Here is a 25,465-nt window from a genome sequence, read left to right as displayed (position 1 = left end):
ATCTACTCCTCTTCCCACTCGGGCGCGTGGTCGCGCGCGTACTGCACCTGCGAGTTGCCGACGCCCTGCGGCACCATCGGCCACACCATCGCGTCGCGCGAGACGATGAAGTCGATCACCACGGGCCGGTCGTTGGTCTCGAGGGCGAGCTTGATCGCGGCATCCACCTCCTCGGGCTTCGTCACGCGGATGCCGAGGCAGCCGTAGGCCTCAGCGAGCTTCACGAAGTCCGGGACCATGGCCGTGCCGTGGCCGGTGTTGAGGTCGGTGAACGAGTGGCGCCCGTCGTAGAACAGCGTCTGCCACTGGCGCACCATGCCCAGGGAGGAGTTGTTGATGATCGCGACCTTGATCGGGATGTTGTTGATCGTGCAGGTCGCGAGCTCCTGGTTGGTCATCTGGAAGCAGCCGTCGCCGTCGATCGCCCACACCACGCGGTCGGGGTTGGCGACCTTCGCGCCCATGGCCGCGGGAACCCCGTAGCCCATGGTGCCGGCGCCGCCAGAGTTGAGCCACGAGTTGGGGCGCTCGTACTTGATGAACTGCGCCGCCCACATCTGGTGCTGCCCGACGCCCGCGGCGTAGACCGCCTCCGGCCCCGTGAGCTCGCCGATGCGCTGGATGATCTGCTGCGGCGAGAGCAGCCCGTCGTCGGGCATCGTGTAGCCCAGCGGGTACTGCGACTTGAGCGTGTCCAGTCGGGTCCACCAGGCCGAGTAATCAGGCTTGTGGGCCTTGGATGCATCGGCGAACGCCGCGCTGAGGTCGACGATCACGTCCTTCGCATCTCCCACGATGGGCACATCGGCGGCGCGGATCTTGCCGATCTCGGCCGGGTCGATGTCGACGTGCACGATCTTGGCCAGCGGGGCGAACTCGCTCGGCTTGCCGGTCACGCGGTCGTCGAAGCGGGCGCCCAGCGAGATGATGAGGTCCGACTCCTGCAGCGCGAGCACTGCGGGGACGGCGCCGTGCATTCCGGGCATCCCGAGGTGGAGCTTGTTGGAGTCGGGGAACGCGCCACGGGCCATGAGCGTGGTGACGATGGGGGCGCCGACGCGCTCGGCGAGCTCGAGTAGCTCGTCCGAGGCACCGGCACGGATGACGCCGCCGCCCACGTAGAACACGGGGCGCTCGGCCTCGACCAGGAGCTGCGCGGCGGCGACAACCTGCTTGCCGTGGGCCTTGATCACCGGGCGGTAGCCGGGGAGGTCGACCTTCGGCGGCCAGATGAACGGGGCCGAGTTCTGCTGGGCGTCCTTCGTGATGTCGACGAGCACCGGGCCGGGGCGGCCGGTCGTCGCGATCTGGTAGGCGGCGGCGAGCGCGGCGGGCACGTCCTCCGGCTTCGTCACGAGGAAGGAGTGCTTCGTGATCGGCATGGTGATGCCGACGATGTCGATCTCCTGGAACGCGTCGGTGCCCATCGAGGTGGAGAACACCTGGCCGGTGATCGCGAGCAGCGGCACCGAGTCCATGTAGGCGTCAGCGATAGCGGTCACGAGGTTGGTCGCGCCGGGGCCGCTCGTCGCGATGGCGACGCCGATCTTGCCGGTCGAGGAGGCGTACCCCTCGGCGGCGTGGCCGGCGCCCTGCTCGTGGCGCACGAGGATGTGGCGGATGGCGGTGGAGGCCATGAGCTCGTCGTAGAACGGCATGATGGCGCCACCGGGGAGGCCGAAGACGTCCGTGATGCCGAGGTGCTCGAGGGAGCGCAGAATCGCGCCCGATCCCGTCAGCACCTCGGGGGCGGAGCTCTTCGGCCGCGGAGTGGTATCCGTGGACATAGTGAATCCTTTGGTTGTTAGCCCGTGACCGCGCCGACAGCAGCCGAATGAACCAGCTTCGAGTACTTCGCGAGGACGCCACGGGTGTAGCGCGGAGGAAGGGGAGCCCAGCCGTTTCGGCGAGCTTCGAGCTCAGCCGGCTCGACAAGTAGGTCGAGCGAGCGAGCTGCGATATCGACCCATATTAGATCACCATCGCGCACGAAGGCAATAGGACCTGCGTCCACTGCTTCGGGAGCTATATGGCCGATGCACAGTCCGGTTGTGCCGCCTGAGAACCTGCCGTCCGTCAAGAGTAGTACATCTTTTCCGAGGCCAGCGCCCTTGATGGCGGCCGTGATCGCGAGCATCTCGCGCATCCCGGGGCCGCCCTTCGGGCCTTCGTAGCGGATGACGACGACGCTGCCGGCCTCGATGGTGCCCTCGGTCAGCGCGTCGAGCGCTGCCCGCTCGCGCTCGAAGACCCTGGCCGGGCCCTCGAAGACGTTGGCGTCGAACCCGGCGGACTTCACGACAGCGCCCTCGGGGGCCATCGAGCCCTTGAGGATGGTCAGGCCGCCGGTCGCATGGATGGGGTTCTCCAGCGTGCGGAGCACCTCGCCGTCGAGCGGGTCGGGGTTCAGCTCGGCGAGGTTCTCGGCCATGGTCTTGCCGGTGACGGTCATCACGTCGCCGTGCAGGAGGCCCGCGTCGAGCAGCGCCTTCATGAGCACGGGGATGCCGCCGTGGCGGTCGACGTCGTTCATGACGTACTTGCCGAACGGCTTGAGGTCGCCGATGTGCGGAATCGTGTCGCCGATGCGGTTGAAGTCGTCGAGGGTGAGCTCGACCTCCGCCTCGTGCGCGATGGCGAGGAGGTGGAGCACGATGTTCGTGGAGCCGCCGAGCGCCATGCCGACGGCGATCGCGTTCTCGAACGCCTTCTTGGTGAGGATGTCGCGTGCCGTGAGCCCGAGGCGGAGCATCTCGACGACGGCCTCGCCGGAGCGGTGGGCGTAGTAGTCGCGGCGGCGGTCCGCGGCGGCGGGGCTCGCGGAGCCGGGCAGGCTCATTCCGAGCGCCTCGGCGACGGACGCCATGGTGTTGGCGGTGTACATGCCGCCGCAGGCACCCTCGCCGGGGGCGAACGCGCACTCGATGCGCTTGGCGTCCTCGAGGGTCATCTTGCCGGCCTTGACCGCGCCGACCGCCTCGAAGGAGTCGATGATGGTGATGTCCTTCTCGGTGCCGTCACTGAGCTTCACCCAGCCGGGGGCGATGGAGCCGGCGTAGAGGAAGACGCTCGCGAGGTCGAGGCGGGCCGCGGCCATGAGCATGCCGGGGATCGACTTGTCGCAGCCCGCGAGGAGCACGGAGCCGTCGAGGCGCTCGGCCTGCATGACGACCTCGACGGAGTCGGCGATGACCTCACGGCTGACCAGCGAGAAGTGCATGCCCTCGTGGCCCATGCTGATGCCGTCGGAGACGGAGACGGTGCCGAACTGCAGCGGATATCCGCCGCCGCCGTGCACGCCCTCCTTCGCCGCCTGCGCGAGACGGTCGAGGCTCAAGTTGCACGGGGTGATCTCGTTCCACGAGCTCGCAATGCCGATCTGGGGCTTGTCCCAGTCCGCGTCGCCCATGCCGACGGCGCGGAGCATCCCGCGCGACGTAGTGGCTTCGATTCCATCGGTGACCGTGCGCGAGCGCGGCTTCAGATCAGGCATTTCCGGCATGTTACGAGTGTAGAACCTGCGGCCGGATGCCCCGTGCCGCGGTGCGCCTGGGCAGGCCCTCGCGCCGCCGAGCTTCCCGGCGCCCGGTCCCCGTTCGGCCCGCCATCTCCGCGCAGCCCGCCCAGGCGTTCCGGAGGACGGCGCGCCGCCCGCCCGGGCGTTCCGGAGGACGGCGCGCCGCCCGCCCGGGCGTTCCGGAGGACGGCGCGCCGCCCACCCAGGCGTTCCGGAGGACGGCGCGCCGAAAACGTCCGGCTCGGCGCGCGGGAGACGGCGCGCCGTCCTCCGCAACGGCAATCGGGGTGCGGCGAGGCGGGGCGGAAGCGGAGCGCGAGGACGCAAGCTCGCTCGGCGAGGGGCGAGGGGCTCGCGGCGAGGGGCTCGCGGCGAGGGGCGAGGGGCTCGCGGCGAGGGGCGAGCGGCGAGCGGCGAGCGGCTCGGCCTACTGCTCGTGCACGTCCCCTTCGCGGAGGTCGGCGAGGAGGGCGATCACGCGCGCGACCTGGGTGGGGCCGGGCACGCGGAAGTTCGCGAGAGTGGGCCCCTCGCCGCTCTTGAGTCCGAAGTCGTCGGCGGTGAGGGCGGCGAAGGCGTCCTCGTCCGTGACGTCGTCGCCGGCGTAGAAGACGGCGTCGGCCTGGGTGTAGCGGCGCAGGTGCTCGACCGCCTCGCCCTTGGTCGTCGAGCGCACCGAGAACTCCAGCACGTTCTTGCCCTCGCGGATCGTCAGGCCCGACACCTCCGCCGAGGCCTCGCTGCGCGCCACGAGGTGAGCGATGCGGCTGTTGAACTCCGTCGCGAGGCGGGTGTGCAGGGCGAAGCCGGCCGGCTTCGGCTCCAGCCAGACCTGGTCGACCGCGTCCGCGACCTCGCCGAGGACTGTGTTGAGCATGTCGACCTGCTTCAACTCCGCGGTGTCGAGCGAGACGCTGTCCTCCGGGTTGTCGAGGCGGATCTCGATCCCGTGCGAGCCCACGAGCAGGGCGGTGTCGGGAAGGTCGGCGACGGCCTCCAGGCTGCGCAGCGCGCGGCCCGAGACCAGCGCGACGCGGGTGTTGGGCATCCCGAGCAGTCTGAGCACGGCGGCACGCGACTCGGGCAGTGCTCGCGCCATCTCCGGGTCGTCGACCTCGGGCGCCAGCGTGCCGTCGAAGTCGAGCGCGATGAGCAGGCGCTTCGCGCGTGCGAGCTCGCGCAGGGCGCCGATCAGCGGTTCGGGAAGCTTGGACCAGGGTGGGGCGGTGTCGACGTCGACCATGTCAGTTGGACCACCGGCGGTCGACTGTCCACTCGAGCTCGTCGGGCAGCTCCATGGGGGCGATGCGGTCGTACCGGCCCTTGCGCGCCTGCTCGAGCGTCTGCAGGAAGTTGCTCGACCAGCGCTGCACGTCGTTCTCCAGGACCCGCCGGCGCATGGTGCGCATCCGGGCGGTCCGCTCCTTGGCCGGCATCTCGATCGCCTGCACTATCGCATCCTTCATGCCGTCGATGTCGTGCGGGTTAATGAGAAGTGCACGTTTGAGCTCGTCGGACGCGCCCGTGAACTCGCTCAGCACCAGCACGCCGTCGTCGTCGAAACGGCTCGCGACGTACTCCTTCGCGACCAGGTTCATGCCGTCGCGCAGGGCGGTGACGAGGAGCACGTCCGCCGCGAGGTAGAGGGCGACCATCTCGTCGCGCGGATACCCGTGGTGGTGGTAGCTCACCGCCTGGTGGCTCATCGTGCCGAAGTCGCCGTTGATGCGGCCCACCGTGAGCTCGATCTCGTCGCGCAGCTGCATGTAGGCGGCCACGCGCTCGCGGCTCGGGTTCGCGACCTGCACGAGGGTGACGTCCTCGACGCTCAGCCGCCCCTCCGCGAGCAGCTCCCCGAACGCCTTCAGCCGGTGGCCGATGCCCTTCGTGTAGTCGAGCCGGTCGACGCCGAGCATGATCGTCTTCGGGTTGCCGAGCCCCTCGCGGATCTCCCGCGCGCGCTCCTGGATGCGCGGCTCCCGCGCCAGCTCCTCGAAGCTCGCGGAGTCGATCGAGATCGGGAACGGCCTGGCGATGACCCGGCGCGTCGGCTGGCCCTGGACGGCCACCTCGATCGCGGGGTTCTTCGTCGCGTAGTTGGTGAGCCGGCGCACCGCACGGGAGAAGTTGCTCGCGTCGGCGACCCGCTGGAAGCCGATCACGTCAGCGCCGAGCAGCCCGTCGATGATCTGCGTGCGCCACGGCAGCTGGGAGTAGATGCCGTAGGGCGGGAACGGGATGTGGTTGAAGAACCCGATGGTCAGGTCGGGCCGTGCTTCGCGCAGCATCCGGGGGACGAGCTGCAGCTGGTAGTCCTGCACCCAGACGACGGCGCCCTGTGCGGAGACGGCGGCCGTGGCATCCGCGAACCGCTGGTTCACCAGGACGTAGTTCTCCCACCATTCGCGGTGGTAGCCGGGGCTCGCGATCACGTCGTGGTACAGCGGCCAGAGAGTGTCGTTGCTGAAGCCCTCGTAGAAGTTGGCGATGTCGTACTCGCTGAGCGGCACCGGGATGATGTGCACGCCCTCATTCTCGAAGGGCTCGATCTCGAGGTCGGCCTGCCCGGCCCACCCGACCCAGGCCCCGTCCGCGGAGCGCATCACCGGCTCGAGCGCGGTGACGAGGCCGCCCGGCGAGCGGGTCCAGCTGGAGGTGCCGTCCGCGGCGACTACCCGGTCGACGGGCAGGCGGTTGGAGACGACGACGAAGTCGTATTCCGCGTGCGTCGGAGAGGCCATTGCGTTTCCACGTTACCAGCGCGATCTTCACGGCTCGTTCACCCGGTGCACCCGCGACGTACAACCGCGGCCCCCACGATGGCACTGATGATCCAGATAGGGATGAGCACCTCCTGCGTCTACCCGCTGTCTCTCGAGCACGCGTTCCGGCTCGCGGCACAGGCGGGCTTCGACGGCGTCGAGGTGATGATCACCGAGGATCCGGCCACCCGCAGCGTCACGGAGCTCGAGGCCCTCTCCCGCCGCTACGAGCTGCCCGTGCTCTCGGTGCACGCGCCGGTTCTCCCCTTCACGCAGTTCGTGTGGGGAACGGACCCCGCGCTCAAGCTCGAGCGCTCGGCCGAGCTGGCGATCGAGCTCGGCGCGACCACGGTGGTCGTGCATCCCCCGTACCGCTGGCAGCCGCGCTACGCGCGCAGGTTCATGGAGCACGTGGACGAGGTGTCGGGCGACTACCGGGTGGAGGTCGCTGTCGAGAACATGTTCCCGATCTCGCTCGGCCCGCTGAGCGTCGGCGCCTTCTCCCCCGGCTGGGACCCGATCGCCTCGGGCGCCCGCGCGATCACTCTCGACTTCTCGCACGCCGCCCTCGCGGGCCGCGACAGCCTCGAGCTCGCCATGGCGGCAGGCGGGCGGCTGCGCCACGTGCACCTGTGCGACTCCACCGGCGCCGGCCACACCGATGAGCACCTCGTGCCCGGCCTCGGCACGCAGCCCGTCGCGGAGGTGCTGCAGTACCTCGGCCAGCGCGGCTGGAACGGCTCGCTGATCGCCGAGGTGGCCACGCGCGGCGCGGGCCGCGAGGCCGAGCGGATCGCGATGCTCTCGGAGACCGTGGCCTTCGGCCGCACGCACGTGGCCATCGGGCGCTCGCGCCGCCAAAGTACCGCCGTATAGCGACTAGCCTGTCGCAATGCCCATCGTTGACAATGCGATCTACCGCGCGGGCGTGCGCTCGACCGAGCCGGTGACCCTCGACCAGACCTTCGAGCAGCTGCGCGACCACGGAGGCTTCGCGTGGATCGGCATGTACCGCCCGACGGAGGAGGAGCTGCGCACGGTCGCGCAGGAGTTCAGCCTCCACCCCCTCGCCATCGAGGACGCCCTGACCGGCCACCAGCGCCCCAAGATCGAGCACTACGGCGACGTGCTGTTCATCGTCCTGCGCTCGGCCCGCTACCTGGACGCGCCGGAGGAGGTGGAGTTCGGCGAGGTGCACCTCTTCATCGGGCCGAACTTCGCGATCAGCATCCGGCACGCCGAGTCTCCCGACCTCGGCCGCGTGCGCAAGCGCCTCGAGAAGACCCCCGAGCTACTGGCCCTCGGCCCCCACGCCGTGCTGTACGCCGTGTTCGACGAGGTGGTCGACGAGTTCCAGCCCGTGATCGCCGGCCTCGAGAACGACATCGACGAGATCGAGGGGCAGCTCTTCGAGGGCGACCCCGAGGTGTCGAAGCGCATCTACAAGCTGGCCAGCGAGGTGATGGCGTTCCAGCGCGCGACACACCCGCTCGCCGACATCCTGCAGCTCCTCGAAGACGGCTATGAGAAGAAGGACGTCAACCTCGAGCTGCGGCGCAACCTGCACGACGTGCTCGACCACAGCCTCAGCGCGGTGTCGCGGGCCGACTCGTTCCGGGCTCTGCTGCAGAACGCGCTCACCGTGCAGTCGACGCTGGTCACGCAGAACCAGAACGAGGAGATGCGCGCCCTCTCCCGGGCCAGCATCGCCCAGGGCGACCAGGTGAAGAAGATCTCGGGATGGGCTGCGATCCTGTTCGCCCCGACACTCATCGCTGCCATCTACGGCATGAACTTCAGGTTCATGCCCGAGCTGGAGTGGCCGTTGGGCTACCCCTTCGCGCTGGGCCTCATGGCGGCCTCCGCCGTCGTGCTGTACGTCGTCTTCAAGAAGCGCGACTGGCTGTAGTTCCGGCGTGTTGTCGGCGCCGCTCCTGAGGCGTCCTCCACACTGGGGACTATGTCGGAGCGCCACACCACCAGCAGCGAAGCGGAGCAGCAGATCGTCTTCGACCTGATGCGCGAGCGCCTCTTCGAGATGTTCGGCCCCGGCGGCAGCTTCCGCATCACTCTCGGCCGCGCCACCGCCGAAGACTCGGTCTTCGTCTCCACCGTCGCCGACACGATCGCCCACCACGTCGCTACCGCGTTCAACCCGACTCAGGCTGCGGGTCGCCGGGTCGCGGCGCCGACTACCATCGCCGAACACGAAGAACTGTGGCACGAGATCGAGGAGACCCTCCTCGTGCGCCGTACCGGCCCCGACTCGGTCGACGTGGACGTCGAGCGCGAGGTCACCGCGGCCCGCGAGGGCGGATCGCTCGCGGAGCGCCTGGGCTCGAAGGCCGCGTAGTTCCGTCGCGGGTTGAGTAGGCCCCCTAGGGCCGTGGGTTGAGTAGGCCCTCTAGGGCCGTATCGAAACCTCACGGCCGCGAGCGTCCGCCGAGAAGGCTCTCATTCGCTACACCTCGATGCGCCCCGTGCACCGGTAGTCTTCCCCGTTGCGTCCACGCAACATAGAACCCTCATTCTTCCCGCACTTCGGCTCACAAGCCCCACAGAAGCCCCACAGTTAGGCACGCTGCAGCGCCCGCGTAGAAGAGCACGAGGATCATCACTGTGATCGTCCCCCACCAGGACGGCCCGCGTTCAACGAACCAGCGCCATCCCAGTTGATCGACTATCTGTCTCGCGCGAACAATCCATGCGCGCCTCGTGAGCGTTTGAATCACGGCGAGCACGAGCAGAATCAGACCAAGGGCTAGCAACGGTGAATGGAGAGGAAACATGCACGCCCTTACTCAGAATGTGTAGGAAAAACTCGCAGAGCAACCTGCCTTGAGCCCGGGGCGTACCCGGCACCGACTGAAAGGATGTCCAGGCAGAAGCTTCAACAGCGGTGCCACCTACCGGCCGTAGCCAGTCCAAGATGACCCCAGTTCGGATTGTCGCACGGGAGAACTCAAGATCGTGCTGCCGCGAACACTTCCGTCAGCCGCTCAAGCTGTCGAAGTCACCCTCGTCGATGTACCACAGCGGGAAACCGAAGGTTGAATCGTCGAACGTGAACCGGACCTCACTCGAAGACCGTTCTAGAGTGACCGGCTCCTGACGAGGCCCAGTCTGAATGCTGAGTGGGGTGCACGGGTATATCCAAGGCTGCCTTGAGAGGGCCGTATCGCCACTGTCGAAGGTTGCGATCATCTTCGAGCCGTCTGCGAAGAGCATCATCGAATGCAACGGCTGATCACCCGAGGCCCAAGCGAAACCGAGCGCGTGATTGACATCGGCTGGCGACGCGCTGTCACAAACAAGCACAAGCTCGGTCCAAGCACCGCCGACAAGAGCGTCAAAGTCTATGAGCGAGCTTCCTTCAGCCACATCACTTTCCAGAGCTTGTTTCAGAGAGCCTTCGATGGACTCTTCAGATGCGCATCCGGCCAGCGCGAGCATCGCTGAGAAAACTAGTACTACCGTGGACATTCTCAAGGATGTTGGCTTTCGACTAGTCACGGTCCGTCCTCTCGTCCATTCGGGTTGCATTGAATGTTGAACATGCAGTAGGGCAAGTCGCCGTCCTGGTGCCCCGTCTCGAGGTTAAAAGTCTGCTTCCCATCTCCAGTCCAGAACCCCACCGTGTTTCCAGCCCAGATTGCAAGGGCACCAGCTTGATGGTCGTCAAGTTGCATCTTTATCGAGTGTGACTCAAAGACTTTGGGAACCAATCCCTGGAATTCATCGCCGACTAACACGAAGAATTCCCCAGCTACGACCAACGGCAAAGACACCCCGGCCCAGAGTTCCTGAGTGCGATTCTTCAGGAACCACTCCTAGGCCGAACTACCGAACAAGCCAACTAGAGCGACCACCGCTCCTACGACCGTGACGATGACTCCCGTCGCAAGCGAATACTCAACCCAATACCTCTCACTCTTCGCCGCTCGCTTAGAGCCGACGGCGGACCAGTATCCGTGCGCGAATCGCCCCAGATTCCCGCGAAGCAATACGATCACGACACCACCCAGCGTTACTAGGCCACCGAACACCACAACACCGCTCTGCAAAGTACAAGGTCCTCTCTACGGGTCAGAATGACCAGGGTTCTGAAACCCGATGCGGATGGCGATCTTGATCTGAGGGCAAGGCGGCTCGGTGATCTCGCCGCTTGTTTCACGCACCAACACCGGGGTGGGCAGTCAGTTCCCACTCCTGTCTTGCAATAGGCAGTGATCACGCCTCTGCATAGTACGAGGTCAGCGTTGCGGGCCAGGATAACCAGGGTTCTGAAACCCGCTTAGGATAGCGATCTTGCTCTCTCTGGGCAGGTGAGTTGATTCCAGGATTTGTAGTGCCTCGTCGCCAATGGAAATGTATGCGTTCTCAAGATGGACCGTGCCGATGAATGGGAGATTCTCCTTGGTCGGAGCAACCGCAGCGAGGACCTCAATCAATCGACCCAGTGACCGCGGGTCACTAGCGAACTCGTCGACAATCGTCGAGACTTCCATCGCTCGATCCCAGACTTCATCGTCGAACTCTTTGTCGTTCGTCCGGAAGACCCCGTCCGCAGCGCGATCGGCCCACCATTGAGCAGCCAATTCCGGGGTGGGTGTCTCTGGCCTATCCAAAAGCTGGTGCCAAGACCGGGCTGGTCAGTATCAAAGAGCATCTCTCCTCGCCTGCTGTTTATCGTCTCACCGAGATGGGACTGGCGAATAGTGACTAAGACAATTCAGTCGCTAGCAAGTGCCTCCTGAGCACCTGCTAGTCGCACGGAGACTCGGACTGCGAACCGTCGGGACGAAGCCAGCCTTCCGCGGGAACTCCTCCTTCTGGAATAGTGAACGCTCCTTGCAGTCGATCCGCGCCCCTTCCTCCCAGCAGTATCGAGATGTCCGTGCCCTCCTTGCTGCTCGGAAGACGATCGATAGTTGTATCCAGAGAGTCGCCCTCGTCCCCACCAATCACTATCTCGTCACCGACACTGAAAGAGAACTCATCGAACGACTTATAGAAAGTTGCCCAGTCCCCATCGAGACGCTCTTGCATCGTGACTTCCTTGCCCTCTAGAGGCTCGCACAGCACCAGGATCATCGAATCGCCCCTGACTTGGAGTGCCATTTCATCCGACGGGAACTGGTCGCACCCCGACAGCAGAAGCAATCCAACCAAGACCAATCCAGCGCCTATCGTCGTTCTAGCTGCGGACCTTCGCATACCCAGTCCCTTCAATGCCAGCGAACATTTCTAGTGGGTTCCAACACCCACACCTCCCGGGCTCATGTGGCCGGCAACCCAAGACAAGGTGAGTCCGGAGGTCCATATCGGCAAGAACAGGATGCCCAAAGGAGCCCATTGGTGCGAGTGTTGATCGGCACCGCCGACATGTCGGCTACCTTGAGGCCGTCAACCTCGTACGTGTTCGTGAACTCGTCCTGCGACACGAGCTGGTCGTCCGTGAGCACGAGCTCAGACAGGTCGAGATCCGCCTCTTCCGTCGACCGCACCTGGGTGGACGCCGGGTTGCGAAGGAGATCGATAAGGCTCTCCGTGTGCGCCAGGGGCTCCGAGTAGTCGCCCTCGACGGGGAACGTCGTCTGCTCGAGCGCCGTCGCCGGGGCCGCGGGAACAAGAGCGTCTTCCGGAATGGGCTGAACCTCCTCGGCCGCCACGAACTGCACCCGCTGGATCAGCGTCACCACCAGAACGAGCGAAGTCGCAACAGCGACGCGAGCCAGAACAGACGAGAGGGAGGAGGCAGGCATGAAGCTCCAGTCGAAGCACACGGACGGGATACAAGACCCGACCACGCGCCAGCCTCGTGGTGAGCAGCACTCACAATAGGGGATGCGAAGTCGCGAGCGCTAGCGTGATCTCCGCGAGCGCCCGGTTTCGATACGCGCGACAGAGCGCGCTACTCAACCCGCCTTAAGCTGATCCGATGACCGTCGTCGTGATCCCCTGGCGCCCGCAGCCCTCCCGGCTGGCAGCCCTCGATGCCGTGACCGCGTGGTACCGCGAGAACCTCCCGGGCGCCGACATCCGGCTGGTGGATTGCGTCGACGACATCTTCAACCTCTCGCAGGCTCGCAATATCGGCGTCGCGTCGGTCGACGACCCGGACGAGGTCGTGGTCATCGGCGACGCGGACACGCTTCCGCAGCGCGAATCCCTGCTCGCCGCGATCGAGGGCGCCGCGGTGTCGGGCCGCGTGCACCTCCCCTACGACGAGTACCGCTGGCTCGGGGCATCCGGAACCGCGCAGTTCGCGGCGGGCGCGCGACTGGAGGACTGCGAGTTCGAGCTGGTGCGCGGGGCGTGCTCGGGCGTGTACGTCACGACGCCGCGCACCTGGGCGAGCCACGGCGGGCAGGACGAGCGCTTCCGCGGGTGGGGCTTCGAGGATGCCGCGTGGTACCTCGCCCACGAGACGATCCTGGGTGAGCCGCCCCGACGCGAGCCGGGGCTCGTGTTCGCGCTGCACCACGTGGCGCAGCCCCGCGAGGGCGAGCAGTACGACGCCAACGCGGCGCTCATGGAGCGCTACCGCGCGGCGTCGGGAGATGCCGAGGCGATGCGCGAGTTGAGCGCGTCGAACGCCCGCACGCTTCCCGGGCGCTGACGCAGGCCCGCCGAGAGCGCCTCGAGCTGCTCCCGGGGCAGGGCCAGCACGCGGTCGATTCCCGTCGCGAGCTCGTCGGCCGTCGCCTCGTTGGGAGCGAGCGCGATGCCGAAGCCCGCGCGCTCGAGGGCGGCGGCACCGGCGAACTGGTCCGTCGAGAACGGCAGCACGAGCAGCGGCACCCCGAAGGTCATCGCCTCCGTGACGCTGTTGTTGCCGCCGTGGGTGACCGCGGCGGCCGCGGAGCCGAGCAGCCGCACCTGCGGGAGGAACTCGCGCACGAGCCATCCCGAGGGCAGGTCTCCGAGGTCGGCGCGATCGGCGGAGCCCAGCGCGACGGCGGCGCGCAGGCCGCGCGAGGCGAGGGCGGCGCACACGCGCGCGAGCACGTCGGAGCGCACCGAGAGGAAGCTGCCGAAGCTCAGGTAGACGAACGGCTCGGCGCTCGAGGCGAGCCACCGCTCGACCTCGTCGTCCGGCTCCTCCTCCCGCACGGCGGAGCCGAGGTAGACGGCCCCGCCCCGCGGCGTCGCGAGCTCGGCCGGGTAGTTGTAGAGCAGCACGTCGCCGTGCTCCTCGAACGCGCTGGCCGAGCGCGCGGACCCGGGGGCGAGCTCGGCGAGGGCGGCGTTCCACTCGGCGGTGAAGTGCTCGCTCACGCGCACGCACAGGTCGCGCAGCTCGGCGAGCTCCGCCGCCGACGGGGTGAAGGCGGCCGGCCACTCGGGCGGGTAGCCGTAGACCTCGCCCACGACGGGCAGGGCCGAGGGATGCCCGACCACGACGTCGGCGTGGGCAATGCCGAACGCCATCAGCGCGAGCCGGGCGCTGAACGCGAGGTGGTCGACGATGATCGAGTCGGGGGCGACGGACTCCACCACAGCCCGAACCTCCCGCCCGATGCGCACGGGCTCCCACATGAAGTCGCTCAGTCGCGCCTCGGCCTGGTACGCCAGGGTCGGCACCATGCCGCGGCGGGTCGCGTCGAAGAAGCCGCGGAGCGCGTCGTCCTCGCCCTTCGGCTGGTCCTCGGCCCGGATGACGCCGGGATTGGAGCCCTTGCCGAGCTGCAGGTTGACCCGCTCGAACCCGAACTGCTCGACGATCGCGGCGGTCGCGGGACCGGTCGCCACGACGACCCGCTCCCCCGCGTCGCGCCATGACGTCGCCAGGGTGAGCAGCGGCAGCAGGTGGGAGGCGTAGTCGGGGCAGATGACCAGCAGCGTCACGGCGTCGGGACCACCCAGTCGCGCAGTGCGACCTGCGCCGCGCGCACGTCGGAGTACACGGAGCTCAGCGAGTGCGCCATGGCCTGGATCGTGAAGCTCTCCTCCACGGTCGCCCGGGAGTCACGCGGGTCGTGCGTGCCGGCGAGGGCGAGGGCATCCGTCATCGCCGCGCGCAGCAGGGCAACGTCCCAGGTCGGGGCGAGCAGGCCGGTCACGCCCTGGCGGACGTAGGTGGCGGGGCCGCCGCCGTCCGGAGCCACGACGAAGAGGCCGGATGCCATGGCCTCGAGCAGCGCGATGCCGAACTCCTCCTTCAAGCTGCCGCACACGTAGACGCCGTCGGGGGCGGCGAGCCCGGGAATCCCGAACCGCGCCGCGGCCACCCACCGCGCCGCCGTGTCGTTCGGCTGGTGGCCGGCGAGCAGCAGGCCGCGCGCCGCACGCTGGCGGGGCGGGACGACGGCGTCCATCGCCGCGAGCTGCTCCGCCTCGTCGGCGGAGGGGCTGTCGAGGTCGCCGCCGATGAGCAGGAGGTTCGCGCGGTCGGCGAGAGGACCGCGGGCCCAGGCGTCGACGACGGACGCCATGCCCTTCACGCGGTGGAAGCGGCCGACGCTGACGAGCAGCGGAAGCCCGCGGCGGCGGGCGGGCATGGAGCGCAGCAGGGACTCGAGGCGCCCGATCGCGGGAGTGGCGGGCAGCCCGGCGGCGCGCGCCTCCGCCTCGGCGACGGCGCGGTCGATGACCCCCAGGTCGATGCCCTCGGGCACGATCGAGTGCCGCTCGGGATGCGCGGTGATGTCGATGCCCACGAGCCGGCGCATGTCGCGCTCGAGGTCGGGGCGGGGGAAGAGCACCGTGTGGTCGGCGTTGCCGGCGAGCTGCTGCACGAGCCGCGCTCGGAACCAGAAGTGCTCGCGCTCGTCGACGTCGCCGAAGTTCCAGCGGGTGAGCTGGCCCGACTTGTCGAGGGAGTCGATGACCGCGTGCGGGTCGGGAGCGACGGTGAACACCACCGGGATGTCGAGCTCGCGGGCCACGTCGGCGGCGGCGAGGCTGCCGACGTCGGCCATGCGCAGGTGCAGGACGTCGACCCCGCCGGCGGCGCGCAGCATGCGGCGGATGCCCCGGCGCACCGCGACCCGCAGCGGCCACGCGTTCGCGGACTGCACCGGAGGGCTCAGCGGCGGCACCCGCCCGAAGACGTGGCCGACCGTGGTCGCACCGAGCTCGCTCACGCTCTCGATCGCTCCCGCCGCCGAGCCGCGCGACATCGTGATGACCCTGTCGACCCGGTTGTCGTCGGCGATGAGGGCGTCGCCCAGGCGGACCAGGAGGGTGGCGATGCCGCCGTTGTCCCCGCTGCCCACGTGGGTGAGATCCGCGTCGATGTCGGCGTGGAGGAAGAGCTGGGCCACCGTGAGCCCGCCGCCGGGCTGCGGCTCGGCGTCCCTGATCGTCAGGTCGATGAGCGAGAGCCGTGCCACGTCGGAGAGGAAGTCATCACCGGAGGCGAGCTCGCGCAGTGCCACCGCCACCGACTCGATTCCGGCGCGCTGCCCGAGCGCGGAGACCGCGGCCACGCGCACCGTGTGGTCCTCGGCCGGGTCCGAGGCGATCCGCAGCAGGGGGGCGAGGCTCAGCTGCGCGCGGACGAGCCCGAGGGTCTCCACCACGCGGTACCGGGCGGGCGGCTCGGCGATGCCGAGGAGCGCTCCTTCGAGGCCCACCGCGATGTGCTCGGGCGCGGAGACGGACCACTGCTCGAGAGTGCGCTGCGCGACCATCCCGGCGAAACCGCCCTCGGCGACCAGGCCGATGAGCCGGCCGACCGCGTCGAACCGGGGAAGCCTGGAGCCGAGCGCCCACGCCGCGTGCTCGCGGAGGAATCCGCGATCGCTGGAGAGCAGCTGGGAGACGGCCACGTCCGCCTGGGCGTCGACGATCCCGGCGAGCGCGTGGGTGGCCGCGATGGCGACGACCTGGTCGTCACTGGCCAGGGCTGTCGTGAGTACGCGGATGGTGCGCACACCGCTGTCACGGCTCGCCTCGAACGCGAGGTCGTCTGCCAGGCGCATCGAGTCGACCAGGCGATCTGCCTGCTGGACTGCATCCAAGGAGGTGAGGATACCCACGTTGACCCTTCCGGCCGACTCGGCCTTCTGGGCCGGGTGCTGGCACCTCTACCGACTATAAGCGGATGTTGCGAACACGGTCATCGGCTAGCGTGAACAGGCCATGACGATGTAAAAGGGGGGCACGTGCGCATCATTGCCATCGGCGACATCGGGGTCGTGGACGACATGGTCCACATCGGCGACGAGGCCATGTTCGGCGCCCTTGTCAACGCCCTCCGAGCGCGCGGGGCCGCCGACATCGTCGGGCTCTCCTCCCACCCCGCCGAGAGCGCGGAGCGGTACGGCGTCCGAGCCCTCGATCCGATCGGCTTCGGGGCAGACCGGGTCGAGAACGGGGCCCGGATGCGCGCCGCCCTCGGCCCCGCCCCAGACTCCCGCGCCGCCGCCGTGATCGACGCCGTCCGCGAGGCAGACGGAGTCGTCATCGCGGGCGGAGGCAACATGACCTCCCTGTGGCCCCAGCACATCTACGAGCGGGCGACACTGGGCGCGATCGCCACGGCCGTCGGCACTCCCCTCGTGATCACGGGCCAGACGATCGGCCCGGAGCTCATCGACGCTGACGCGGCGCTCGTCGCGCGGCTCCTCGATTCCGCGCGGCTCGTCGGGCTGCGCGAGCCCAGCTCGCGCGCCCTCGTCGACCGGCTCGGCATCTCCGCGACCGCCGAGCTGACCATCGACGACGCCAGCTACCTCGTGGACGAGCGGCCGGTCGTCGGCGACTACTGCCTTGTCAGCCTCGCCAGCCACGTGGGCGCTGCCGATCGCGACGCCGTCGTGCGCGAGATCGCGTCCCTGCTTGACGGGCTCGGGCTCCCCGTCCGGTTCCTCGCCCACTTCGGCTCGCTGGTCCCTGGCGAGTCCCGCGGCGACTCGGTGATGCACGACCGCGTCATCGGCGCCATGCGCTCCCCCGCCTCGGTGATCACCCCGACCACGTCGGAGGAGGCGGCCCGCCTCGCGCGGGGAGCGGCTCTCGTCGTCAGCAGCCGCTACCACCCCGTCGTCTTCGCGGTGCCGGCGGGCGTGCCGGCGATCGGTATTCCGGTGGACGACTACACGGGCGTCAAACTGCGCGGCGCCCTCGGCAACTTCGGCCAGGACGGCGTGCTGCCGGTCGAGGAGCTGGTCGCGGGGCGGGGCGGGGCCGTGGCATCCCGGGTCTGGGCGCGGCGCCAGGAGATACGCGAGAACGCCGCCCGCCTCTCGGACGAGAAGCGGGCGGCGTCAGCGGACTGGTGGGACCGTGTGGTGCGCGCCCTGCGCGACTAGCCGTCGATCAGGCCGTGCGCGGCACCAGCCCCAGCGCACCGGCCCGCCGCGTCCGCCGGATGGCGAACAGCGAGATCACGATGCTGCCGGCCCCGAAGGCGAGCAGGATGAGCGCCGAGACGATCACCGACCCCGGGTCTCCGCCCGACAGGATGCCCTGCATCCCGCTGACCGCGTAGGTCAGGGGCAGGAACGGGCTCACGACCTGGAACGGGGTGGAGAGCAGTTGGATCGGGTAGATGCCGCCCGTCGACGTCACCTGCACGGCGAGCAGGAACAGCGACACCACGAGGCCCGCGCGGCCGAGGCCGATCGTGAGCAGGTAGTGGAACGCCGTGAACGCGAGGGCCGTCAGCAGCGAGAAGCCGAGGGTCGCGGGCAGGAGGCTCCAGCTGACGCCGAGCGCGCCGTGCAGCAGGGCGGTCAGCAGCACCGCCTGGGCGCCGGTCACGAGGCTGGCGCGGGCGATGGCGGATGCCACGAGCCGCCCGTTGCGGGCCGTCGAGGTGAGGGCGCGGCGGGTGATCGGCCGCAGCACCAGGAACACCGCGAGCGCGCCGATCCAGAGGCCGAGCGGCACGAAGAACGTCGCCACGACCTGGCCGACCTTCGAGACCGGGTTGTCGGTCGTGACCGAGAGCTGCACAGGGTCGGCGGCGATCTCCGCAGAGGATGCCGCGGCATCCGCGTTGGTCGCGGGGATCTGGTCGGCGCCCGACTTGAGCCCCGTGGACAGGCTGGTCGCGCCGGAGGCCAGGCCGTTGGCGCCGTCGACCAGGGCCGGACCGTTCTGGGCCAGCTGGTAGGAGCCGTAGGCGCTCTGCGCGATGCCGTCCTGCACGCCCGAGATCGCCGTGGACGTCGAGTCGGCGAGCGTGCCGCCCTGGCCGGCGGCCTTCGCGAGCCCGGCGACGAGGGCGTTGAACTTCGCCGTGAGGGCGGGGTCCGCTGACGACATGGCCGGAGCCAGGGCCGTGAGGCCCGCCGAGATCTGGGAGACCGAGCCGGTGTAGGTGCCGATGCCTGTGCTGAGATCGGTGAGGCCGGCCGCGCCGTCGCTGAGCTGGTAGAGCCCGTTGGAGAGGGACTGCACGCCGTCCGTGTACTGCGTAAGCCCCGAGCTCAACTGCGAGGCGCCGCTCGACAGCTGCGCCGCGCCGTCCGCGGCGGTGCCCAGCGACGTGCCGAGCTCGCCGAGCGAGGAGTAGATGCCGCCGATGTACTGCGCCGTGATGGCGTTGCCGAAGGTGTCCGCCATCGTCTGGCCGACGACCTGCGCGACCGACCCGGTCAGGTAGCTGTGCGCGTCATCGGTGCGGATCGAGATGTCCGCCTTCTGGGGGTTGTCGCCCGAGAGCGACAGGATCGAGGACGAGAAGTTCGACGGGACGGTGAGAACGGCGTACACGTCGCCGGCCTTGAGGGCGGCCGCGGCATCCTTCTTATTGGTGATCGTCCAGTCGAAGCCCTTGGAGCCGGTGAGCTCCGTGACCAACTGGCGGCCGGCGAAGACGTTCTGCTCCGTGCCGTCGGGCGCGGTCGTCTTCTGCAGGGTGTCGTCGTTCACGATCGCGACCGGGATCGAGTCGAGCGCCTTGTCGCCCTGGCCGACGGCCCCGACGAAGAGGCCGGCGAAGGCGAGCGGAATGAGGACGACGGCGGCGAGGCCGGTCCAGCGGAGCCAGGTGGAGCGTTTCATCGGAGAAGCCCTTCTTCCGAGAGCGAGTAGAGGTCGATGGTGACGACCGTCCGGTCTGCGAGCGAGCCGCAGCGGGAGGGGACCGGCGTGCCGATCACGAGGGTCGTCGTGGCGGGGGCGAGGCGGGCGACGGCGGAGACGAAGGCCGTCTCCTCCTCGTCGCTCGCGAACGAGTCGAGCTGGTCGAGCATGACGATGGGCGTGCGCTCCGCGAGTGCCACGGAGGCCAGTGCCACAGCCCGCTCGAGCTGGGGCAGCTCGACGAGGGTGCTCGACGTGCGGACCGTCACGCGGTCGTCGCCGAGCACGGCGTTGACGCGGTCGAGCCAGCGGCGCGCGCTGCGGGCCGTGCTGAAGAAGCGGTACCAGGGCTGCGTCATCTCGAGGCGCTCGGCGAGCAGCTCCCCGATCGTGACGCTCGTCTCGGCACGGGCAGCTCCCCCGACGTCGGCGAGCGCGACGAGCGAGCGCACGTCAGAAGCCTCCGAGGGCAGGGGATGCCCCGCCACCTGCGCGCGCCCGGCGAGCGGGTCGAGCCGGCCGGAGAGCGTCGCCGCCACGAGCCTGCGGTCGACCGGGTCGCCGCTGGCCATCACGACGGCGCCCCGCTCGACGCTGATCGACAGCGGTCCCACGGAGTGCTCCCGCGACCCGGCCAGGAGGTACTGGGCGCTCAGGGCGATGTCGCCCTCCGCCTTCGCCCACTCGACGGCGTGCCGGTGCTCGCGCAGCTGCTCGCCCTCGATGTCGACGTTCGGCAGGATGCGGCCGAGCCACTTCGGCATCCACCACGCGGCCTTGCCGAAGAGGGTCATGAGCGCGGGGACGAGCGTCATCCGCACCAGGAAGGCATCGAACGCGATGCCGACCGCCAGGCCGAGGGCGATCGGCTTGATCATCCCGCTGCCCTCCGGCACGAACGCGAAGAAGACGAAGAACATGATGAGCGCGGCGGCGGTCACGACCCGCGAGCCGTTGGCGAAGCCGTGCGCGACCGCGTACCTCGCGTCCCCGGTCTTGACGAACTCCTCCCTCATGCCGGAGACGAGGAACACCTCGTAGTCCATGGCGAGCCCGAACAGCACGGCCATCAGGATGATCGGCATGAAGCTCAGGATCGGGCCGGGGTTCTCGACGTTAAGCAGATCGCTGAGCCATCCCCACTGGAAGATCGCGACGACCACGCCGAACGACGCGACGACGGAGAGCAGGAATCCGACAGCCGCCTTGACCGGCACCAGCACCGACCGGAACACGGCCATGAGCAGCACGATCGAGAGCCCGACCACGATGAGGCCGAACGGGATCAGCGCGTTGGTGAGCCGGTTGGAGATGTCGATGCCCACGGCTGTCGTGCCCGTGACCGAGATCGGGGTGTCGTACTTCTTCTCGATCGACGGCGCGAGGTCGCGGATCTTCTGCACGAGCTCCTTCGTCGCCACCGAGTCGGGGGCGCTGTCGGGCGTGACCTGGATGATCGCGGTGTCGAGGCCCTCGTCAGGGAAGCCCTGCGAGACGTACGCGACGTCGTCGAGGCCGCGCAGCTGAGTGCCGATCGAGTCGAGGTCCTCGAGAATGTTGACGGTCTGGGTGATGTCGACCGCGACGATGAGCGGTCCGTTGTAGCCGGGGCCGAAGCCCTCGCTCACGAGGTCGTAGGCCTGGCGCTGGGTGGAGCCCTCCGGCTGCGATCCGCCGTCCGGGAGGTTGAGGTCGAGGCTGAGGGCCGGGATCGCGAGCGTGCCGAGGATGGCGACGACACCGAGGGTCGCGAGCACCGGGCGCTTCATGACGCCCTTCACCCAGCGCATCCCCATGGTCTTCTGATCGCCCTTCTCCGCGGCCACCGCGCGCTTCCACGCGCGCGAGCCCTCCTTGGGCGCGAGCCGCCCCTTCGCGAGGCCGAGCAGCGCCGGCAGCAGGGTGGTGGCCACGCCGATCGCGAGCAGCACGGCGACGGCGGCGCCGACACCCATAACAGAGAGGAACGGGATGCCCACGACCAGCAGTCCGAGGAGCGCGATGATCACAGTCAGTCCGGCGAACACCACCGCACTGCCGGCGGTGCCCACGGCCATGGCGGCAGACTCCTCGGGGTCCTCGCCGCGGGCGAGCTGCGACCGGTGCCTGGAGAGGATGAACAGCGCGTAGTCGATGCCGACCGCGAGGCCGATCATGAGCGCGAGCAGCGGCGCCGAGCTTGACACGGTGGTGAAGGCGGAGGTCGCCATGATCCCGCCCATGACGATGCCCACGCCGAGCAGGGCACTCAGTAGCGGCATCCCAGCGGCGAGCAGCGAGCCGAACGTGATGAACAGCACGACCCCGGCGAACACCACTCCGAATACCTCCGTGATGGTGATCGGCACGGAGGTCTCCTGGAACACCTGTCCGCCGAACTCGACCTGCACCCCGGCGGCGTCGCCGATGGCGGCCGTCGCCTTGAGGTCCGCGATGGTCTTGTCCGTGACATCCGTCGAGGGTCCGTCGAATTGGATCTTGATGATCGCCATCGACTTGTCGTCGCTGATCGCATTGCCCGCGTACTTGTCGAACGGGCCGACGACGGAGTCGACTCCGGGCACCTTCTCGATCGCGGTCACGAGCTTGTCGATCGTGGCCTTCTCATCGTCGACGGATGCCCCGTCCGGCGCGACCACGACGCCCGTCGCACTGGCTCCCGCAACAGAGGGGAACACGGCCTCGAGCCGGTCGAGCGCCGCCTGCGACTCCGTGCCGGGGATCGCGAATGAGTCCTGCGTCTGCCCGCCGAGGGCGATGCCGCCGCCGAGCGTGGCGATGAGGAGCAGGACCCAGACGCCGATCACCCGCCACGAGTGGCGGAACGAGAAGCGGCCGAGACGGTAGAGGAGCGTTGCCATTTTTTACCCCAGGAGGTCGGTGAGGATGGTGATGAGAGCAGCCCTGGTCTCGTCTGGTGTTTCGGCCTGCGTGAGGTCGAAAGTCTGAACGCTGCACAGCATGTAGGCCGCGCCGCCGAGGGCGATGCCGAAGCGCATCTTCTCCTCGAGTGAGTCGGAGTTCGTCGCGAAGAACTCCGCCAGCCGGCGCACGAGCTCGTTCGCGCGCTCGATGACGGGGACGTCGACGAGCGACGGCCCCTGGTTGATGAACATGTTGACCTCGAGGCGGTACTGGAGGAGGAAGTCGACGAACGCCTCGAGGAAGGCCTGCCGGTCGCCGATGCCGGCGACCTCGAGCGGCGCGAGCACGACGTGCATCCGGTCGATGGCCGGGCCGATCGCCGCCTCGAGCAGGTGCTCCTTCGAGTCGAAGTGGTAGAGCACGCTCGACTTGGAGACGCCGGCGAGCTCGGCGATGCGCTGCAGGGAGGTGGCACCGTAGCCGGCGGCCGCGAACTCGGCGAGCGCAATGGTGCGGAGTTCTTCCCTCGTGGTCATGTCTTCGACGGTACTTGACCGATCGGTCAGAATCTGTCCGATCGGTCAGTTTGGCAGTGAACGTTCAGCTAATTCGCGGGTTGAGTAGGCGCTCTAGCGCGGGTTGAGTAGGCGCTCTAGCGCCGTATCGAAACCTCGCATCCTCGAACCCCGGTTTCGATACGCGCGCCAGAGCGCGCTACTCAACCAGCTACTGCGGCGAGCGCCAGAGTCGCGAGGCCCACCGTGAGCGGAGCGACCACGAGCCCCAGAAGGATGTACCTCTTCCACGGCACCTCGACGTCGAGCGCCGTGAGCCGGTCGTGCCAGAGCAGCGTGGCGAGCGACGCCCACGGCGTGATGAGGCATCCCGCGTTCACGCCGATGAGGACGGCGGCGATGCGGACGGGGCTGTCCGCGATGGATTCGAATGCGAGGTAGGCGGGCAGGTTGTTGACCACGTTCGAGCCGGCGGCGGCGGAGCCCGCGAGGCGGAGCAGGCTCAGCGGGTCGTCGCCGTGGCCGGCGAGCGCCGAGAGCAGGGCCGGGAGCCCGAGGGAGTGGGCGGCCTCGATCACGAGGAACAGTCCGGAGGCGAGCAGCACGAGCTGCCACGGGACGAGGCCGAAGCGGAGCGCCGAGCGGCGGCGCACCGCGAAGAACACGACCAGGACGAGGGCGCCGGCAAGCGCGGGGATCCACACCGGGAGGCCGGAGACGAGCGCGGGAAGGAGGAGCACCACCACTACGGCGCTCGCCACGAGGAGGACGCGGTCCGCGGCGGGGGCCGGGGCATCCGGCTCATAGCGTGTGAACAGCGCGCGGCGCGAGATGACGAGGAGCACCAGCACCGGGACCAGGATCGCGACCAGGGCCGGCACCGCCATGAGGGCCGCGAACGCGAACGGCGAGATGCCGCCGAGGGCGTGCTGGGCGAGCAGGTTCGTCAGGTTCGAGACGGGGAGGAGAAGGGATGCCGTGTTCGCGAGCCACACGGTGGTGAGGGCGAACGGCAGGGGTGGCAGGCCGGCGTGGCGCGCCAGCAGCACCACCACCGGGGTCAGCAGCACCGCGGTGGTGTCGAGGGAGAGGAACACGGTGCTCACCACCGCGATGAGCACCACGAACAGCCACAGCAGCCACGCACGGCCGAGGCCCCAGCGGGCGGCGCGCTCCGCCACGACGCGGAACAGCTCCGCCTCCGCCGCCAGCTCCGTCACCACGGTGATCGCCACGACGAAGAGCAGGATCGGCCATACCCGGTCGGCGACGGCGAGGGCATCCGGCACCGGCAGTACGCCCGTGGCAACGAGGACAGCGCCGACAACGAGGAGGACGGCGCCGAGGATCGCGGATTTCACAGTCAACTGTACGACTGGATGCAGCGCTGGTGCCGCGCCCTACACTGGGCCAATCTTGTGGACAATTTTGGGCGATTGGTAAGGTCGCGTGAGTATAGTTCTAACTGAACACGGGCCCGCTTGCTCCTCGTGCGATCGCCCTGTGTTCGCGAGTGGATCGACCTTGATCGTGGAGGGCGCATATGACCGGTTCGGTGAGGTGCCCTCCGCGAGCGAACTGGAGAAGCTCGGAAACTCCAAGAACCGGAGGGCTCAGAAGCGTTACTTCGACCTGCTGGAACGCCTAGAGCAGCTTGCAGCGTACGGAGAGCTTGACCAACCGCTTCAGATGAGGCATCTCGTCGACGACCTCTGGGAAGTCAAGACCTCATCAGATCGACTGCCGTTCTACTGGGTTGAGGCAACGGCAACGCACAGGAAGGCCGTCAGAATCACTCACTGGTTCGCAAAAGCAACTGGTCGAACTGCAGACAACAAAATCCCACGGAACCAGCTGGACCGGGGCTTGTGGATAGTAAAGGGAGACAAAGCGCATGGTTGACGCCCTGGCGCGACGCAAGTCCAATCGATCGGCCGTCGCAGCACCCGAGACCATGCGCGCGGCCGCGCGATTGCGCTCGCGAATCGTCGCCGTGTTGAACGCAAGCCTCGAGCGCTCGCAACAGACTCAGTCCGAGATTGCACTACGCCTTGGCGTGCGACGTTCCGCCGTCCATCAGGTTCTCAATGGTTCTGGAAACATACAGATCGATACCCTCAGCGAGTATCTGGCGGTCATGGGCTTCGAAGCTGACCTCATCGTCGCGCGAGTGGGCGAATTCAGTCGCGCACGAGCCGAGCGGCGCGCGCCCGAAACCGTTGCTCTGACCATGGCAGACCGTGATCGCATGGTGGCCCCAGGCCATCATCTTGTCCACACGCGCGCAATTGCAGGGGCAAATGCTGCCCTGTCCACGACCGACGCACAGATTTCCCAGGGCTCTGCGACAGGGGAGAAGGCTCAATGGCGCTAGTTTCTGCTCCCATCTTCACCGTCTGTGACGCAGCTTCCATTCGGGAGGGGCTTCTCAATGTCCTTGGTTCGGGCATTAGCCGCATCGGCAGGGCGACATTCCCGGCAGAGTTCACGAGCACGATTGCCGTACAGCTCCTTATCGAAGACTCTGACCTCACAGAGGACTTCACTGTCCGAATAGAGCTGGTCGGCGAAAACGGTGAGGACCGAGGCGTGCCCAGCTATGAAGAAGTGTTCGGCCAGCCGATCGGCCTCGAAGCTCCCGACGAGCCATTCACAATTCCGTTGGTCCTGTCGGGGGGCCCGCACATTCCCTCCTCCGGCAGATACAAACTCGTGCTCTTCGTCAACAAACACGAGGTGGCTCACTACTTCATTTCTGCGCGAGAGATTCCGGCCTAGGAGATACCACGCAAGGGGTGGGGTGGAATCGCGCCGCGAGGTAGCCT

Annotated in this window: 21 protein-coding genes; 8 read left to right on the top strand and 13 right to left on the bottom strand. The window is 68.2% G+C overall.

Features of this window, described 5'->3' with window-relative positions:
- Nucleotides 1–2: 2 nt before the first annotated feature.
- From AC1RTC_RS10815 to otsA, 4 genes are all read right to left on the bottom strand, one after another.
- The gene (locus AC1RTC_RS10815; RefSeq protein WP_493155538.1) at nucleotides 3–1,787 is read right to left on the bottom strand and encodes an acetolactate synthase large subunit; all 1,785 of its coding nucleotides are present in this window, start codon (nucleotides 1,785–1,787) and stop codon (nucleotides 3–5) included.
- Nucleotides 1,788–1,804: 17 nt separating this feature from the next.
- A complete protein-coding gene (gene ilvD / locus AC1RTC_RS10810; protein ID WP_493155537.1) occupies nucleotides 1,805–3,502 on the bottom strand; it encodes a dihydroxy-acid dehydratase in 1,698 nt (565 codons plus the stop codon).
- Between the two features lie 442 nt (nucleotides 3,503–3,944).
- On the bottom strand, nucleotides 3,945–4,760 hold the full coding sequence (otsB, locus tag AC1RTC_RS10805) for a trehalose-phosphatase (protein WP_493155536.1): 816 nt from the start codon (nucleotides 4,758–4,760) through the stop codon (nucleotides 3,945–3,947).
- Between the two features lies 1 nt (nucleotide 4,761).
- Nucleotides 4,762–6,258: an alpha,alpha-trehalose-phosphate synthase (UDP-forming) gene (gene otsA, locus AC1RTC_RS10800; protein WP_493155535.1), complete on the bottom strand. Its 1,497-nt coding sequence runs from the start codon at nucleotides 6,256–6,258 to the stop codon at nucleotides 4,762–4,764.
- A gap of 87 nt (nucleotides 6,259–6,345) precedes the next feature.
- Here otsA and AC1RTC_RS10795 point away from each other — a divergent pair, with 87 nt between their 5' ends.
- From AC1RTC_RS10795 to AC1RTC_RS10785, 3 genes are read left to right on the top strand one after another with little or no spacing between them, the layout of a single operon-like run.
- Nucleotides 6,346–7,155 (top strand): sugar phosphate isomerase/epimerase family protein, encoded by an 810-nt coding sequence (locus AC1RTC_RS10795; protein ID WP_493155534.1) that lies wholly within the window; start codon nucleotides 6,346–6,348, stop codon nucleotides 7,153–7,155.
- 16 nt (nucleotides 7,156–7,171) lie between these two features.
- Nucleotides 7,172–8,188 carry a magnesium/cobalt transporter CorA gene (gene corA / locus AC1RTC_RS10790; protein WP_493155533.1) on the top strand — a complete coding sequence of 339 codons (1,017 nt, stop codon included), beginning with the start codon at nucleotides 7,172–7,174 and terminating at the stop codon, nucleotides 8,186–8,188.
- A gap of 51 nt (nucleotides 8,189–8,239) precedes the next feature.
- A complete protein-coding gene (locus tag AC1RTC_RS10785; RefSeq protein WP_493155532.1) occupies nucleotides 8,240–8,632 on the top strand; it encodes a hypothetical protein in 393 nt (130 codons plus the stop codon).
- 638 nt (nucleotides 8,633–9,270) lie between these two features.
- Here AC1RTC_RS10785 and AC1RTC_RS10780 read toward each other — a convergent pair.
- The 3 genes from AC1RTC_RS10780 to AC1RTC_RS10770 form a co-directional block, all read right to left on the bottom strand.
- Nucleotides 9,271–9,762 carry a hypothetical protein gene (locus tag AC1RTC_RS10780; protein WP_493155531.1) on the bottom strand — a complete coding sequence of 164 codons (492 nt, stop codon included), beginning with the start codon at nucleotides 9,760–9,762 and terminating at the stop codon, nucleotides 9,271–9,273.
- Nucleotides 9,763–11,043: 1,281 nt separating this feature from the next.
- Nucleotides 11,044–11,373, bottom strand: coding sequence for a hypothetical protein (locus AC1RTC_RS10775; RefSeq protein WP_493155530.1), 330 nt, complete (start codon nucleotides 11,371–11,373; stop codon nucleotides 11,044–11,046).
- A 185-nt stretch (nucleotides 11,374–11,558) separates the two neighbouring features.
- Nucleotides 11,559–12,044, bottom strand: a complete 486-nt coding sequence (locus AC1RTC_RS10770) for a hypothetical protein (protein WP_493155529.1) — start codon at nucleotides 12,042–12,044, stop codon at nucleotides 11,559–11,561.
- A 176-nt stretch (nucleotides 12,045–12,220) separates the two neighbouring features.
- On the opposite strand from AC1RTC_RS10770, the gene AC1RTC_RS10765 reads away from it, so the two are divergent.
- Nucleotides 12,221–12,901: a hypothetical protein gene (locus AC1RTC_RS10765; RefSeq protein ID WP_493155528.1), complete on the top strand. Its 681-nt coding sequence runs from the start codon at nucleotides 12,221–12,223 to the stop codon at nucleotides 12,899–12,901.
- On the opposite strand, the gene AC1RTC_RS10760 is transcribed toward AC1RTC_RS10765, so the two are convergent.
- Both AC1RTC_RS10760 and AC1RTC_RS10755 read right to left on the bottom strand, forming a co-directional pair.
- Nucleotides 12,823–14,130, bottom strand: coding sequence for a glycosyltransferase (locus AC1RTC_RS10760; RefSeq protein WP_493155527.1), 1,308 nt, complete (start codon nucleotides 14,128–14,130; stop codon nucleotides 12,823–12,825). The genes AC1RTC_RS10765 and AC1RTC_RS10760 overlap by 79 nt on opposite strands.
- The gene (locus AC1RTC_RS10755) at nucleotides 14,127–16,265 is read right to left on the bottom strand and encodes a glycosyltransferase (protein ID WP_493155526.1); all 2,139 of its coding nucleotides are present in this window, start codon (nucleotides 16,263–16,265) and stop codon (nucleotides 14,127–14,129) included. Before AC1RTC_RS10755 ends, AC1RTC_RS10760 begins: the two co-directional genes overlap by 4 nt.
- Nucleotides 16,266–16,391: 126 nt before the next feature.
- Here AC1RTC_RS10755 and AC1RTC_RS10750 point away from each other — a divergent pair, with 126 nt between their 5' ends.
- On the top strand, nucleotides 16,392–17,540 hold the full coding sequence (locus tag AC1RTC_RS10750; protein ID WP_493155525.1) for a polysaccharide pyruvyl transferase family protein: 1,149 nt from the start codon (nucleotides 16,392–16,394) through the stop codon (nucleotides 17,538–17,540).
- A gap of 7 nt (nucleotides 17,541–17,547) precedes the next feature.
- Here the strand turns inward: AC1RTC_RS10750 and AC1RTC_RS10745 are convergent, their stop codons facing one another.
- From AC1RTC_RS10745 to AC1RTC_RS10730, 4 genes are all read right to left on the bottom strand, one after another.
- Nucleotides 17,548–19,239, bottom strand: coding sequence for a YhgE/Pip family protein (locus tag AC1RTC_RS10745; protein WP_493155524.1), 1,692 nt, complete (start codon nucleotides 19,237–19,239; stop codon nucleotides 17,548–17,550).
- Complete coding sequence (locus AC1RTC_RS10740; RefSeq protein WP_493155523.1) at nucleotides 19,236–22,121, bottom strand: MMPL family transporter; 2,886 nt, start codon at nucleotides 22,119–22,121, stop codon at nucleotides 19,236–19,238. Before AC1RTC_RS10740 ends, AC1RTC_RS10745 begins: the two co-directional genes overlap by 4 nt.
- A 3-nt stretch (nucleotides 22,122–22,124) precedes the next feature.
- Entirely contained in the window at nucleotides 22,125–22,661 is a 537-nt protein-coding gene (locus AC1RTC_RS10735; RefSeq protein WP_493155522.1) for a TetR/AcrR family transcriptional regulator, read from the bottom strand.
- 182 nt (nucleotides 22,662–22,843) lie between these two features.
- Entirely contained in the window at nucleotides 22,844–24,001 is a 1,158-nt protein-coding gene (locus AC1RTC_RS10730; RefSeq protein WP_493155521.1) for an SLC13 family permease, read from the bottom strand.
- 163 nt (nucleotides 24,002–24,164) lie between these two features.
- Here AC1RTC_RS10730 and AC1RTC_RS10725 point away from each other — a divergent pair, with 163 nt between their 5' ends.
- From AC1RTC_RS10725 to AC1RTC_RS10715, 3 genes are read left to right on the top strand one after another with little or no spacing between them, the layout of a single operon-like run.
- A complete protein-coding gene (locus AC1RTC_RS10725; RefSeq protein ID WP_493155520.1) occupies nucleotides 24,165–24,542 on the top strand; it encodes a hypothetical protein in 378 nt (125 codons plus the stop codon).
- Complete coding sequence (locus AC1RTC_RS10720) at nucleotides 24,535–25,014, top strand: helix-turn-helix domain-containing protein (protein ID WP_493155519.1); 480 nt, start codon at nucleotides 24,535–24,537, stop codon at nucleotides 25,012–25,014. The genes AC1RTC_RS10725 and AC1RTC_RS10720 overlap by 8 nt, the downstream gene beginning before the upstream one ends.
- Nucleotides 25,005–25,418 carry a DUF6941 family protein gene (locus AC1RTC_RS10715; protein ID WP_493155518.1) on the top strand — a complete coding sequence of 138 codons (414 nt, stop codon included), beginning with the start codon at nucleotides 25,005–25,007 and terminating at the stop codon, nucleotides 25,416–25,418. The genes AC1RTC_RS10720 and AC1RTC_RS10715 overlap by 10 nt, the downstream gene beginning before the upstream one ends.
- The last annotated feature ends 47 nt before the right edge of the window (nucleotides 25,419–25,465 follow it).

Source organism: Rhodoglobus sp. GW821-FHT12B09 (assembly GCF_058809925.1).
This window is presented reverse-complemented; position numbering and strand designations above follow the sequence as displayed.

Excerpts from the sequence above, each read along its gene's own strand:
- AC1RTC_RS10715 (WP_493155518.1), top strand. The coding sequence starts at position 25,005 with ATGGCGCTAGTTTCTGCTCCCATCTTCACCGTCTGTGACGCAGCTTCC.
- AC1RTC_RS10795 (WP_493155534.1), top strand. The coding sequence starts at position 6,346 with ATGATCCAGATAGGGATGAGCACCTCCTGCGTCTACCCGCTGTCTCTC.
- AC1RTC_RS10815 (WP_493155538.1), bottom strand. The coding sequence starts at position 1,787 with ATGTCCACGGATACCACTCCGCGGCCGAAGAGCTCCGCCCCCGAGGTG.
- AC1RTC_RS10745 (WP_493155524.1), bottom strand. The coding sequence starts at position 19,239 with ATGAAACGCTCCACCTGGCTCCGCTGGACCGGCCTCGCCGCCGTCGTC.
- AC1RTC_RS10765 (WP_493155528.1), top strand. The coding sequence starts at position 12,221 with ATGACCGTCGTCGTGATCCCCTGGCGCCCGCAGCCCTCCCGGCTGGCA.
- ilvD (WP_493155537.1), bottom strand. The coding sequence starts at position 3,502 with ATGCCGGAAATGCCTGATCTGAAGCCGCGCTCGCGCACGGTCACCGAT.
- otsA (WP_493155535.1), bottom strand. The coding sequence starts at position 6,258 with ATGGCCTCTCCGACGCACGCGGAATACGACTTCGTCGTCGTCTCCAAC.
- corA (WP_493155533.1), top strand. The coding sequence starts at position 7,172 with ATGCCCATCGTTGACAATGCGATCTACCGCGCGGGCGTGCGCTCGACC.
- AC1RTC_RS10720 (WP_493155519.1), top strand. The coding sequence starts at position 24,535 with ATGGTTGACGCCCTGGCGCGACGCAAGTCCAATCGATCGGCCGTCGCA.
- AC1RTC_RS10770 (WP_493155529.1), bottom strand. The coding sequence starts at position 12,044 with ATGCCTGCCTCCTCCCTCTCGTCTGTTCTGGCTCGCGTCGCTGTTGCG.
- otsB (WP_493155536.1), bottom strand. The coding sequence starts at position 4,760 with ATGGTCGACGTCGACACCGCCCCACCCTGGTCCAAGCTTCCCGAACCG.
- AC1RTC_RS10785 (WP_493155532.1), top strand. The coding sequence starts at position 8,240 with ATGTCGGAGCGCCACACCACCAGCAGCGAAGCGGAGCAGCAGATCGTC.
- AC1RTC_RS10735 (WP_493155522.1), bottom strand. The coding sequence starts at position 22,661 with ATGACCACGAGGGAAGAACTCCGCACCATTGCGCTCGCCGAGTTCGCG.
- AC1RTC_RS10775 (WP_493155530.1), bottom strand. The coding sequence starts at position 11,373 with ATGATCCTGGTGCTGTGCGAGCCTCTAGAGGGCAAGGAAGTCACGATG.
- AC1RTC_RS10780 (WP_493155531.1), bottom strand. The coding sequence starts at position 9,762 with ATGTCCACGGTAGTACTAGTTTTCTCAGCGATGCTCGCGCTGGCCGGA.
- AC1RTC_RS10740 (WP_493155523.1), bottom strand. The coding sequence starts at position 22,121 with ATGGCAACGCTCCTCTACCGTCTCGGCCGCTTCTCGTTCCGCCACTCG.